Annotated in this window: 14 protein-coding genes; 13 read left to right on the top strand and 1 reads right to left on the bottom strand. The window is 33.8% G+C overall.

What is annotated here, in order from left to right; all coding sequences use genetic code 11:
* Positions 1-31: 31 nt before the first annotated feature.
* The 10 genes from ACY191_RS11655 (at position 32) to ACY191_RS11610 (ending at position 10,498) form a co-directional block, all read left to right on the top strand.
* Positions 32-1,270 carry a cysteine desulfurase gene (locus ACY191_RS11655; RefSeq protein ID WP_229367068.1) on the top strand — a complete coding sequence of 413 codons (1,239 nt, stop codon included), beginning with the start codon at positions 32-34 and terminating at the stop codon, positions 1,268-1,270.
* Positions 1,260-1,706 (top strand): Fe-S cluster assembly sulfur transfer protein SufU, encoded by a 447-nt coding sequence (sufU, locus tag ACY191_RS11650; RefSeq protein WP_042739745.1) that lies wholly within the window; start codon positions 1,260-1,262, stop codon positions 1,704-1,706. The genes ACY191_RS11655 and sufU overlap by 11 nt, the downstream gene beginning before the upstream one ends.
* A gap of 159 nt (positions 1,707-1,865) precedes the next feature.
* Positions 1,866-3,263: a Fe-S cluster assembly protein SufB gene (gene sufB / locus ACY191_RS11645; RefSeq protein WP_042739746.1), complete on the top strand. Its 1,398-nt coding sequence runs from the start codon at positions 1,866-1,868 to the stop codon at positions 3,261-3,263.
* A gap of 259 nt (positions 3,264-3,522) precedes the next feature.
* Complete coding sequence (locus ACY191_RS11640) at positions 3,523-4,542, top strand: hemolysin family protein (protein WP_107590038.1); 1,020 nt, start codon at positions 3,523-3,525, stop codon at positions 4,540-4,542.
* A gap of 48 nt (positions 4,543-4,590) precedes the next feature.
* Positions 4,591-5,652 carry an NAD(P)H-dependent flavin oxidoreductase gene (locus ACY191_RS11635; RefSeq protein WP_042739748.1) on the top strand — a complete coding sequence of 354 codons (1,062 nt, stop codon included), beginning with the start codon at positions 4,591-4,593 and terminating at the stop codon, positions 5,650-5,652.
* A 285-nt stretch (positions 5,653-5,937) separates the two neighbouring features.
* Positions 5,938-6,786 (top strand): DUF72 domain-containing protein, encoded by an 849-nt coding sequence (locus ACY191_RS11630; RefSeq protein WP_229367069.1) that lies wholly within the window; start codon positions 5,938-5,940, stop codon positions 6,784-6,786.
* A 7-nt stretch (positions 6,787-6,793) separates the two neighbouring features.
* Entirely contained in the window at positions 6,794-7,621 is an 828-nt protein-coding gene (locus tag ACY191_RS11625) for a sulfite exporter TauE/SafE family protein (RefSeq protein WP_042739750.1), read from the top strand.
* Positions 7,622-7,642: 21 nt separating this feature from the next.
* Positions 7,643-8,962, top strand: coding sequence for a bifunctional metallophosphatase/5'-nucleotidase (locus tag ACY191_RS11620; RefSeq protein ID WP_042739751.1), 1,320 nt, complete (start codon positions 7,643-7,645; stop codon positions 8,960-8,962).
* An 81-nt stretch (positions 8,963-9,043) separates the two neighbouring features.
* Positions 9,044-9,976: a lipoyl synthase gene (lipA, locus tag ACY191_RS11615; RefSeq protein WP_042739752.1), complete on the top strand. Its 933-nt coding sequence runs from the start codon at positions 9,044-9,046 to the stop codon at positions 9,974-9,976.
* 138 nt (positions 9,977-10,114) lie between these two features.
* Positions 10,115-10,498, top strand: coding sequence for a YutD family protein (locus ACY191_RS11610; protein ID WP_042739753.1), 384 nt, complete (start codon positions 10,115-10,117; stop codon positions 10,496-10,498).
* Positions 10,499-10,665: 167 nt separating this feature from the next.
* Here ACY191_RS11610 and ACY191_RS11605 read toward each other — a convergent pair whose 3' ends face one another.
* A complete protein-coding gene (locus ACY191_RS11605; protein WP_042739754.1) occupies positions 10,666-10,932 on the bottom strand; it encodes a DUF3055 domain-containing protein in 267 nt (88 codons plus the stop codon).
* Positions 10,933-11,065: 133 nt separating this feature from the next.
* On the opposite strand from ACY191_RS11605, the gene ACY191_RS11600 reads away from it, so the two are divergent.
* Genes ACY191_RS11600 through ACY191_RS11590 form a run of 3 tightly spaced genes read left to right on the top strand, consistent with a single transcriptional unit; the run spans position 11,066 to position 13,262 of the window.
* The gene (locus ACY191_RS11600) at positions 11,066-11,497 is read left to right on the top strand and encodes a DUF86 domain-containing protein (protein WP_042739755.1); all 432 of its coding nucleotides are present in this window, start codon (positions 11,066-11,068) and stop codon (positions 11,495-11,497) included.
* Between the two features lie 6 nt (positions 11,498-11,503).
* The gene (locus ACY191_RS11595; RefSeq protein ID WP_229367071.1) at positions 11,504-12,292 is read left to right on the top strand and encodes a TIGR01457 family HAD-type hydrolase; all 789 of its coding nucleotides are present in this window, start codon (positions 11,504-11,506) and stop codon (positions 12,290-12,292) included.
* A 10-nt stretch (positions 12,293-12,302) separates the two neighbouring features.
* Positions 12,303-13,262, top strand: coding sequence for a 2-hydroxyacid dehydrogenase (locus ACY191_RS11590; protein WP_463270031.1), 960 nt, complete (start codon positions 12,303-12,305; stop codon positions 13,260-13,262).
* Positions 13,263-13,637: the final 375 nt, after the last annotated feature.

Genomic DNA, 13,637 nt, shown 5'->3' with positions numbered 1-13,637 from the left:
GATTCTTAATAAAGAAAGGTCTGAGGATAATTTGACCGAATTATTAAATGTGAATGAAATTATAAAAGACTTTCCAATTCTTGACCAACAAGTAAATGGTAAGCGATTGGCATACTTAGATTCAACAGCGACAAGTCAAACGCCAATTCAAGTTATAGAAGCGATTGACGATTATTATAAACGTTATAATTCTAATGTTCATCGTGGTGTTCATACTCTAGGTTCACTTGCGACAGACGGTTATGAAAATGCACGAGAGACAGTTAGAAATTTCATTAATGCGAAATACTTTGAGGAAATTATTTTTACGAGAGGTACAACTGCTAGCATTAATCTAGTAGCGCATAGTTATGGCGATGCTAATGTTTTTGAAGGTGACGAGATTGTGGTTACAGAGATGGAACATCATGCAAACATTGTGCCATGGCAACAATTAGCTAAACGTAAAAATGCTTCTTTAAAATTTATACCAATGACAGAAACTGGAGAATTAAACATTGAAGATGTTAAGGCTACAATTAATGACAATACTAAAATTGTAGCAATTGCTCATATTTCTAACGTTCTTGGTACTATTAATGATATTAAAGCAATCACTGAAGTGGCACATGCACATGGTGCAGTTATCAGTGTAGATGGTGCGCAAGCGGCACCGCATATGGATTTAGATATGCAAGACTTAGATGTTGATTTCTATAGCTTTAGTGGACATAAAATGCTTGGACCAACAGGTATCGGCGTACTCTATGGTAAACGACAGTTGTTAAATCAAATGGAACCTACTGAATTTGGCGGTGACATGATAGATTTCGTCGGTAAGTATGATGCATCATGGGCAGATTTACCAACTAAATTCGAAGCGGGAACGCCTTTAATTGCACAAGCAATCGGTTTAGCTGAGGCGATTCGTTACTTGGAAAGTATCGGCTTTGACGCGATTCATGAGCATGAGGCAACGTTAACGCAATATGCTTACGATAGAATGTTAGAAGTCGAGAATATTGAAATTTATGGTCCTCCGAAAGAACGTCGTGCAGGTGTTATTACCTTTAATTTAGGTGACGTACATGCGCATGATGTGGCTACAGCAGTAGATACAGAAGGTGTTGCTGTAAGAGCGGGCCATCACTGTGCACAACCGTTAATGAAATGGTTGAATCAATCTTCAACTGCCCGTGCTAGCTTTTATATCTATAATACGAAAGAAGACGTTGATCAAATGGTTGAAGCATTGAAACAGACGAAGGAGTTTTTCTCGTATGAATTTTAATAATTTAAATCAATTGTATCGTTCTGTAATTATGGACCACTATAAGAGCCCAAGAAACAAAGGGAAATTAGATAATGGTTCGATGACGGTAGATATGAATAATCCAACATGTGGTGACCGTATTCATCTGACATTTGATATAGAAGATGGCTTCATTAAGGATGCGAAATTTGATGGTGAAGGATGTTCGATTTCAATGTCTAGTGCTTCAATGATGACTGAAGCGGTAAAAGGTCATTCACTTGCAGAAGCAATGAAGATGAGTCAAGAATTTACAAAAATGATGTTGGGCGAAGATTATGAAATTACTGAAGATATGGGAGATATTGAAGCATTACAAGGTGTTTCTCAATTCCCTGCAAGAATCAAGTGTGCCACACTAGCTTGGAAAGCATTAGAAAAAGGCACAGTCGAAAAAGAAGGTAATGAGGAATAATTAAGCACAACACGTTGACATTGTGTAAAATTCCATTCACACTAAGGGTAACAGCAAGACTTAAAATTAGAAAATGAACAGACAAGTTATAATACATGCTTAGAATAGACGAGCGTTTGCAATAGAAGTCGTTTTAAATATATAAAAGGAGTGATTGAAATGGCTAAAAAAGCACCTGATGTTGGAGATTATCAATATGGTTTCCACGATGAAGATGTTTCCATTTTTAGATCAGAACGAGGATTAACAGAAAATATCGTTCGAGAAATCTCAAATATGAAAGATGAACCAGAATGGATGCTTAATTACAGATTGAAATCATTAAAGCAATTCTATAAGATGCCAATGCCACAGTGGGGTGGAGACTTATCAGAATTAGATTTTGATGATATCACTTATTATGTAAAACCATCAGAAAATACTGAACGTTCTTGGGATGAAGTACCAGAAGAAATCAAGCGTACGTTTGATAAATTAGGTATTCCAGAAGCTGAACAAAAATATTTAGCTGGTGTTTCAGCTCAATATGAATCAGAAGTTGTTTACCATAATATGGAAAAAGAACTTGAAGAAAAAGGTATTATATTTAAAGATACTGACAGTGCATTAAGAGAAAATGAAGAACTATTCAAACAATATTTCTCAACGGTTGTTCCAGCAGCAGATAATAAATTTGCGGCATTAAACTCAGCTGTATGGTCTGGTGGATCATTTATTTATGTTCCAAAAAACATTAAATTAGATACACCATTACAAGCTTATTTCCGTATTAATTCTGAAAATATGGGACAATTCGAACGTACTTTAATCATTGCTGATGAAGGTGCATCAGTAAACTATGTTGAGGGTTGTACTGCGCCTGTTTATACAACAAGTTCACTACACTCAGCAGTTGTTGAAATCATCGTACACAAAGATGCACATGTACGATATACTACAATTCAAAACTGGGCTAATAATGTTTATAACCTAGTTACTAAACGTACATTAGTTTATGAAAACGGAAATATGGAATGGGTAGATGGTAACTTAGGTTCTAAGTTAACTATGAAATATCCAAACTGTGTATTAATGGGTGAAGGTGCTAAAGGTAGCACATTATCTATCGCATTTGCTGGTAAAGGACAAGTGCAAGATGCTGGTGCGAAGATGATTCATAAAGCGCCTAACACTTCTTCTACAATCGTCTCTAAATCTATTTCTAAAGATGGCGGTAAAGTTGTTTATAGAGGTATCGTTCACTTTGGCCGTAAAGCAAAAGGTGCGCGTTCAAATATCGAATGTGACACATTAATTTTAGATAATGAGTCAACTTCTGATACAATTCCATATAATGAAGTATTTAACGATAATATTTCATTAGAACACGAAGCGAAGGTTTCTAAAGTTTCTGAAGAGCAATTGTTCTACTTAATGAGTAGAGGTATTTCTGAAGAAGAAGCAACTGAAATGATTGTAATGGGCTTCATTGAACCATTTACAAAAGAACTTCCAATGGAATATGCAGTTGAAATGAACCGTTTAATCAAATTTGAAATGGAAGGATCAATCGGATAGGATTGTATCTCCACATTTAACACTTATAATTTAAAGAAAAACACGAGGCATACACATTTGATACCCATTGTCGAAATGGTATTGAATGCATAGTATGGTCTCGTGTTTTTTGTATCAATTTATACTATGAAGTCATTTATAACCGTCATGCTAAATTTGATTGTATGCCTATAGCTAAGCGTTTAGTAAAAGTGTATGATGGGAATATATGTTTAAAAGAAAATAACATTTTGTTAAATTAAAAAGGAGAAATGCATAGATGATTATAGCCATAATCATACTTTTGTTTGCGTCAATCTTCTTTTCAATCAGCGAGACAGCTTTATCTGCTGTAAATAGGATGAAGCTACAGTCAAAAGCTGAACAAGGGGAAAATAAAGCAAATAAAATTTATCAGCTATTAAATAAACCAAGTGTCTATTTAACAGCTATTGTTATCGGTAAAAATGTTGCTAATATTATTTTAATTTCTTTGGTAACTTTGTGGTCTGAGAACCGGGAATTTAACATGATATTAACGATATTACTTGCTATTATAGGCGTCATTATTATTTGTGAGGTTGTTCCAAGGGCTTTTGCTGAGGCTTATCCAGAGAAGACCACACGATGGATTTATCCGATACTTGTAGGTTATATTTTTGTAATAAAGCCTCTCATTATCATTTTAAATCAATTAACTAAGATAATTAAAAATATGGTGCCGAATCATTCACAGGAAGAGCAGCGTTTTTCTAAGGAAGAAATTAGACAAATCGTTACGATTGCAGAGAGTCAAGGTGCGTTTAATGAAGTTGAGAAAAATCGCATACAAGGTGTCATGAATTTTGAAAAGTTAAAGATTACAGATATTGATACAACACCTAGGATAAATGTTACTGCGTTTCCTTCTGATATTTCTTATGAAGAGGCATATGAAACTGTAGTTTCCAATCCGTATACACGATATCCGGTATACGATGAAGATATTGATCATATTATTGGTGTCTTTCACTCAAAATATTTGTTAGCTTGGAGTAGAAAGACTTCAGATGATATTTCTAACTATATTTCAGAGCCATTATTCGTCAATGAACATAATAGAGCGGAATGGGTGTTGAGAAAAATGACAGTGTCTCGTAAGCACTTAGCAATTGTATTAGATGAATATGGAGGAACGGATGCTATCGTTTCACATGAGGATTTGATTGAGGAAATGTTAGGTATGGAAATCGAAGATGAGATGGATGAAGAAGAAAGAGAAAAACTGAAACAGCAACTCACTGCATATTATAAAAAATAAGTGCTAGATTAATAATCGTTGTGGAGATCTTTAAAGGGGTGTTTTTTCATGAAATTAACAAATGATGTCACAGAGAAATTAGGTATTCGTTATCCAATTATCCAAGCTGGTATGGCAGGGAGTACAACGCCTGAGTTAGTAGCAACGGTGAGTAATAGTGGAGGGTTAGGCACGATAGGTGCTGGTTACTTTACAACGGATAAATTAGATCAAGAAATTACACACGTCCAAGAATTAACAGACTTACCATTCGCAGTGAATTTATTTGTGCCAAGTGATAAGTTATATTTACCTGAAAAGGTTGAAAAAATGAATGCTTGGTTACGACCTTATCGACGGGCGTTGAACCTTGAAGAACCTACAGTTAATATTAGTGAAGAAGAACAATTTAATACTGCAATAGAATTATTAATAGAAAAAAATGTACCTATTGTTTCGTTTACCTTTGGTATACCTGATGGTGCAATTATTGATAAATTAAAGCAAAATCATATGAAATTAATTGGTACTGCGACTTCAGTTGAAGAAGCTATTGCGAATGAACAAGCAGGGATGGATATGGTGATTGCACAAGGTAGTGAAGCTGGTGGTCATAGGGGGTCATTTACATATGTTGCAGGTGATCAAGTACCCTTGGTTGGTACAATGTCATTGGTGCCACAAATTGTAGATGCTGTTAATATTCCAGTGATTGCTGCTGGTGGAATAATGGATGCGCGAGGATTAATTGCGAGCATGGTTTTAGGGGCTAAAGGTGCCCAATTAGGTACAGCGTTTTTAACTACTGAAGAAAGTGGAGCTTCAACGTTATATAAAAATGCGATACAAGAAAGTAAAGAAACGGATACGGTAGTTACCAAGGTCTTTAGTGGTAAGCCAGCGCGAGGTATTGATAATGATTTCATTCATAATATGAATAGATATGATGATGACATCCCGGATTATCCAATTCAGAATCAACTTACAAATGCTATAAGAAAGGCATCGGCACAAAATGGTGATACAAAATGGACGCATTTATGGAGTGGTCAGTCGCCAAGATTGGCGCGTGCAGTTTCGGCATCTACATTGATGCAACAAATCATCCGACACACAGAAACTTTGATTTAAAGTGAATTTTATAGACTATAACTGAATATATTTGTAAAAGAGCAAAGCACTCAAATACAATAAAATTGAAAGTGATTGTTATTACAATGATTCAATTGCATTGTATGCATTAGGGTTAGTATTAACTTTACTAAACAGAGGAGCGATTGCTCTTTTCTTTTTAACTAAATTCAAAAACAACTGCAGATTAAATGTTATTCTGTTTACATTGTAAAGTTATGATGATTTAGAATTTATCAAGTGATTACCTTAATTCAGATATGGTATCATTAATGTGGTGATATTATGATAAATATAGGATTAACTGGTTGGGGAGATCACGATTCACTCTATGTAGACTTGCAAAGAAAATCAGATAAATTACTTACATATGCGAGTCATTTTCCAATAGTAGAATTAGATGCTTCATATTATGCAATACAGCCGGAGAGAAATATTAATAAGTGGATAAGAGAAACGCCTAAAAGATTTGAATTCATTGTGAAAATTCACCAGGCATTAACGTTACATGCTGATTATCATGATTTTGCAGAAACGAGACAAGCATTGTTTGATCAGTTTATTGCTATGATTAAACCTTTGCAAGGCGTTAACAAATTAGCAATGGTATTAGTTCAATTTCCACCTTGGTTTGATTGTACTGCTAAAAATATTGCATACATCCGTTATGTTCGAGAACAATTAAAGTCATTTCCAGTATGTGTAGAATTTAGACATCAGTCTTGGTTTAATGAGGAGTATAAAGAGCAAACATTAGCATTTTTGACTGACCATGAACTGATTCATGCAGTTTGTGATGAACCGCAAGTAGGCCAAGGTTCTATACCTTTAATTAATCGTATTACGCATGAAACTGCATTTGTACGATATCATGGGCGTAATACTAATGGTTGGACGAAAAAGGATATGACAGATGAAGCGTGGAGAGATGTTAGATATCTTTATGATTACAGTGATAAAGAATTGCTGGAATTAGTTAATAAAGTTAAAGTTTTAGAGCATAAAGCTAAAAGGATTTATGTTGTGTTTAATAATAATTCTGGTGGTCATGCAGCAAATAATGCTAAGCAATATCAACAATTATTAGGAATAGATTATGAAGGACTCGCACCAAAGCAATTGAAATTATTTTAGGAGAGATTTGATGTTAACTATAGTGTTATTGGTATTAATTGGTGCATTATCAGCTATTTTAGGATCGTTGGTAGGCATAGGTGGTGGAATAATTATTGTGCCAACGCTTGTTTATTTAGGCGTGGATAATGATATTTTACATGGTATTACACCACAAATTGCAATAGGTACTTCGTCAGTAATCTTGATTGTAACGGGATTATCATCTACGTTAGGGTATTTAAAGACTAAACAAGTGGATGTGAAAAATGGTTCTATATTTTTATTTGGTTTATTACCTGGTTCGTTAATTGGTTCTATCTTAAGCCGTTATTTAACGTTAGAGTCATTTAATTTATATTTTGGGATATTTTTAATCTTTGTTTCAATATTATTAATGGTTAGAAATAATATTAAGCCACTAAAAATATTTAATAAACCAAAATATGAAAAAACATATGTGGATGGTACAGGTAAGACGTTTCATTATAGTGTGCCACCGGTCGTGGCATTTATTGCAACACTATTTATAGGTGTCCTAACAGGTTTGTTTGGTATCGGTGGTGGTGCATTAATGACGCCGTTAATGTTAATTGTATTTAGATTTCCACCACATGTGGCAGTTGGAACAAGTATGATGATGATTTTCTTTTCAAGTGTGATGAGTTCTGCAGGACACATTGCTTTAGGTCATGTAGCCTGGATTTACTCTATTGTATTGATTATTTCAAGTTACTTTGGTGCTAAGTTAGGAGTTAAGATTAATCATTCAATTAAATCAGATACAGTTGTAACATTATTACGCACAGTTATGTTAATAATGGGTATATATCTAATAATTAAGTCATTTTTATAATACTTGAGGAGGGGAATAGCGATGCAGTTAACAATCTATCATACGAATGATATACATAGTCACCTTCAAGAATATGCAAACATATCAGCATATTTGAATGAAGAAAGACCTAAATTAAATCATCCCTCACTCTATCTTGATATCGGTGACCATGTTGATTTATCAGCACCTGTGACTGAAGCAACTATGGGGACAAAGAATGTTGAATTATTGAATCAAGCACATTGTGATTTAGCTACGATTGGCAATAATGAAGGAATGACAATTTCACATGATGCATTAAATGCATTATATAATGATGCTCAATTTCCAATTACCTGTGCGAATGTATTCGACGAACAAGGTAATCTACCAAATCATATTCAGTCTTCTTACATTAAAGAAATTGAAGGTGTTAGAATTCTATTTGTGGCTGCAACTGCACAATTCACGCCGTTTTATCGTGCTCTAGATTGGGTTGTTACAGATCCATTAGAGGCTATTAAAGATGAAATCAGTGCAAATGAAGGTGCCTATGATATACTTATAATTATGAGTCATGTTGGTGTGTTTTTTGATGAAAAATTATGTCAAGAAATCCCAGAAATAGATCTTATTTTAGGCAGTCATACACATCATCACTTTTTAAATGGAGAGATGAATAATGGGGTGTTGATGGCGGCCGCAGGAAAGTATGGCTACTATCTTGGTGAAGTTACTTTAGATATAGAAGATAAGCGTATTATAAATAAAAAAGCAACGTTATATCCAGTGACACAATTACCAAAAGTTGAAACCAACTATGAAGAAGAAGGGCGCTTACTCTTGAGTGACCCAGTTGTTGATCATCCAGTATATTTACCTAGAAGAACAGATGTAATCACGCAATCAGCATATTTGTTAGCAGAGAGTGTATTTGAATTTACCAATGCGGATTGTACGATTATTAATGCGGGATTAATCGTAAAAGGCATTGAAGCGGATCAAGTTACAGAGTATGACATACACCAAATGCTTCCACATCCGATTAATTTGGTGCGCATTAGATTAACTGGACAGGAATTAAAGCAAGTCATCATCAAAAGTCAAAAGCAAGAGTATATCAATGAATTTGCACAAGGATTAGGTTTTAGAGGAGATATATTTGGTGGTTATATTTTATTTAATATTGGCATCATTCAATCTGAATCTCGTTTCTTTATAAATGGGGAGGAAATTGATGACGATACAACATATACACTAGGCACCGTCGATATGTATACATTTGGTCGTTATTTCCCAACATTAAAGGAACATGCAATTGAATATTTAATGCCTGAGTTTCTACGTGATATATTTAAAGAGAAACTTTTGGAATATTAAAAGATGGACAATATACATTTAAATTTGCCCCGAATTTCGTTATAATATATACAGATTTCAATTCAGGAGGATTGTGCGTTTATGGCTACTAAAAATGAAGAAATTTTACGTAAACCGGATTGGTTGAAGATAAAGTTAAACACAAACGAAAACTACACTGGTCTTAAGAAAATGATGCGTGAAAAGAATTTACACACAGTTTGCGAAGAAGCAAAATGTCCGAATATACATGAGTGTTGGGGAGAAAGACGTACTGCTACTTTTATGATTTTAGGTGCAGTATGTACTAGAGCTTGCCGTTTTTGTGCGGTTAAGACAGGATTACCAAACGAATTAGATTTAGAAGAGCCAGAACGCGTGGCAGAATCAGTTGAATTAATGAACTTAAAGCACGTTGTAATTACAGCTGTTGCGCGTGATGATTTAAGAGATGCTGGTTCAAATGTATATGCAGAAACAGTCCGCAAAGTAAGAGAACGTAATCCATATACATCTATTGAAATTTTACCATCTGATATGGGTGGCGACTATGAAGCATTAGAAACGCTTATGGCTTCTAAACCAGATATTTTAAACCACAATATTGAAACAGTGCGTCGTTTAACACCAAGAGTTCGTGCGCGTGCAACTTATGATCGTACATTAGAATTCTTGCGTCGCTCTAAAGAATTACAACCAGATATCCCTACTAAATCAAGTTTAATGGTTGGTTTAGGTGAAACGCATGAAGAAATACTTGAAACTATGGATGATTTACGTGCTAATGATGTAGATATCTTAACTATTGGTCAATATTTACAACCATCACGTAAGCATTTGAAAGTTGAAAAGTATTATACACCATTAGAATTTGGTAAATTAAGAAAAATTGCAATGGATAAAGGTTTCAAACATTGTCAAGCTGGTCCATTAGTACGTAGTTCTTATCATGCCGATGAACAAGTTAATGAAGCGGCAAAAGAAAGACAACGTTTAGGTGAAGAACAACTTAAGCAAGACGCAACTACAAAATAACTAAATAATTAATGCAAAGACTTAGTTCAATTTTAATGTATGCCGACAATGTTACATTAAATGAGCTAAGTCTTTATTAAAACTTTAAGCTATTCCAATCATATTATAATGGAGAGCGCGATAGATTAGGTGAGTACAATGATAAAGGTAAATGAACAACATTTTGAAATTGTTGAAGATTATAGGGACTGTTTTGATGAAGAAATATTTGCCAACCGTTACTCAGATATATTAGATAAGTATGATTATGTTGTTGGTGATTTTGGATATGAACAATTGAGACTCAAAGGTTTTTATAGTGATCACAATAAAAAGGCAGAACTTAGTAAACGTTTCTCAACGATTCAAGATTATTTATTGGAATATTGCAATTTTGGTTGTCCTTATTTCATCTTGAGACACATACCAGAAAAAGAAATCAAAGATAAGTTAGCTCAGCAACAACAGGAAGATGAAATTATTGAAAGTAATAAACTTCAAGACGTCAAGATTCAACCTAGCATCCAACAACCTGAAAAATAAAAGAACCAAGTGTCTATAATTTGAACTGCTTCATTCAAGGTTTTCATTTTTAAATGTCTACTTTGTATGAAGTATGTCAATTGACGCTTGGTTTTTTTATTAATGTTATTTAATGTATTAATGAATCTTACTCCTACGAAGTTTGTGTTTAAAATCAAATCGCTGATTTATTGAATGACTTCGTTGAGATATTCAGAAATTTCATTTCCTTCTTCTTCTGATACACCGAGGATATGTGCGATATAACCTTCCTCTTCTAAATCATCCGTACCGATAATGCCAAATTTATTCGTTTGCATATTCAAGACAATCGTTTTACCATAATGACGATTGGTTTGTACTAACATTAAATCATAGCGGCTGTGTTCGCCCACAAACCCAACAAATTGTACTTGTGCTGATTCGTCATCATCATATAAATACATATCTATCATTTATATTCGCTCCTTAAGGTGTATTTATTAAAGTTAATATTTTTAAGTTTAATAAAGCGTTAATAATTAGTATAACTGGAAATGAATTAACCTGTAAAGTTATGGTATGATGAACAAGATAGGGGTGACGAGTATGTATTTCGTAAACAAAGAACAATTAAATGCTAAATTAAATTACTTACAACAATTACTTAGCGATTATCCACAGCAGAAACATAATCATTATGCATTTGAACGCATAGCTCAAATGTTGATTGAATCATCAGTGGATATAGGTAATATGATTATTGATGGATTTATTTTGAGAGATCCAGGTAATTATAAAGATGTTATTGATATCTTAGAATTAGAAGGTGTCATTTCAAAGGACACACAACAACATATTAATGAAACTGTTGAAGTTAGAAAGCAATTTGTTCATTACTATGATGAACTGAATACTACAGAACTTATTCCAATTTTTGATAAGTCAGTACAGTACTATCAGCAATTTATTACTGAAGTATTGCAATTTTTAGAGAACGAGAATGTACCAATTACTGCATTTGGTCAAAAAGGAGAATAAATAGAAATGAAAAATTACAAAGCATATCTAATTGACTTAGATGGAACTTTATATAAAGGTAATGAAACAATAGATGGCGCTAAGGCCTTTATATCATATTTAAATCAGCATCAAATACCGCATTTATATGTAACAAATAATTCAACGAAAGAACCAGAAGAAGTAGCGACAAAATTATCGTCAATGGGCTTAGATGCCAAAGCTACTGAGGTGGTTACTTCTGCACTTGCGACTGCCGAATATATTTCAGAAGCTTCACCAGGAGCATCAGTATATATGTTAGGTGGCACAGGTTTGAAAAAAGCATTAACGAGTCATGGTTTACAATTGAAAAATGATGAATTTGTTGATTATGTTGTTATTGGTTTAGATGAAGCGGTGACTTATGAAAAATTAGCTACAGCAACATTAGGTGTGCGTAATGGGGCAACATTTATTTCGACGAATAAAGACGTTTCTATTCCGAAAGAACGTGGTTTCTTACCGGGTAATGGCGCGATTACAAGTGTGGTTTCAGTATCTACTGGCGTCCAACCAACATTTATTGGAAAGCCAGAACCAATTATTATGCATAAAGCACTAGAACAATTGGAATTATTAGGAATTAAGCCTGATGATGTTGCCATGGTGGGTGACTTATATGACACGGATATACTGTCAGGCATTAATGTTAGTATCGACACGATTCATGTTCAAACGGGCGTAACAACTAAAGCTGAAATTGAACAAAAAGATGTACCACCAACATATAGCTTTAAAGATTTAAATGAGGTTATTAATGAGCTAGAACAATAGGGGTGATTAGATGGAAAAAGTAATCGTAACAAGAAAGATTCCGCAACCATTTATAGATCAGTTAGAATTATTTGCAGATGTAGAGGTATGGAATGAATCATACACACCAATGCCACGAGAAAAATTTTTAGAGGCATTGAATGATGCGACAGCTTGCTTTATTACATTAAGTGAAACGATAGATGAAGAAGTTATTGCACACGCGCCAAAATTAAAGGTTATTGCAAATATGGCAGTTGGTTTCGATAATATAGATGTGCAACTTGTTCGCAGTAAGGGGATAGTAGCAACTAATACGCCTGAAATTCTAACTGAAACTACCGCAGAATTAGGCTTTACTTTAATGTTGACTGTAGCAAGACGTATCATTGAAGCGGAACAGTATGTTCAAAATGGCGAATGGCAAAGCTGGGGACCTTATTTACTTGCAGGTAAAGATCTATATAATGCTAAAGTAGGTATTTTTGGCATGGGAGATATTGGTAAGGCATTTGCAAGACGTTTAAAGGGCTTTAATGTTAATATTATGTACCATAATCGTAGCAGACAGGTAGAGGCAGAAGAAAGTTTGGGTGCGCTTTATGTATCGTTTGATACATTATTAGAACATAGTGACTTCGTTGTTTGTACAGCACCGTTGACTGAGGAAACACGCGACAAGTTTAATGAGGCAGCATTTAAAAAGATGAAAAATGATGCTATTTTTATCAATATTGGACGAGGTGCAGTCGTTGATGAAACAGCATTAGTTGCAGCATTACAAGATGGTGAGATTGCTGCATGTGGCTTAGATGTATTACGAAAAGAACCTATTGATATGTCACACCCATTATTATCTATGAAAAATGCACTCGTCTTACCACATATTGGTAGCGCATCAGTCATCACTAGAAACCGTATGATACAGTTGTGTATTGATAATATTAGACTAGTCTTAAGTGGCAAAGATGCGAAAACACCAATTAAATAATAAATTATTTTTTGTATTATACTATCTTTAAATATTGCTGGCAGAGTTACTTAAACTCTGCTGGCTTTTTTTATGTGAAAAAGACTATATTACGAGTGGATAAATAAAATCAAGTATTGCATGTCTATAAAAATCAGAAAAGTGATTGGCTTTTTATCAATAATATTTCAAAAAACAATTGCTAAACTAAAAATACAATAAAAATAAGCAATATCTAAGTGGAATTTATCTTGGATAAGTATGTATATATATCCATAAAAGACTAATATTTATGTTGTTTCTAACTTCAAAATAACAATAGATATATGAATTATAGATAATAAAACTAAACGCAAAGCATTTAATATAACATTTTTGTTAGATGAAGAAATATGG

The sequence above is a fragment of the Staphylococcus sp. TCBT05 genome (assembly GCF_055179755.1).
The sequence above is the reverse complement of the archived record's forward strand: the minus strand, read 5'-3'. Positions and strand labels throughout refer to the sequence as shown.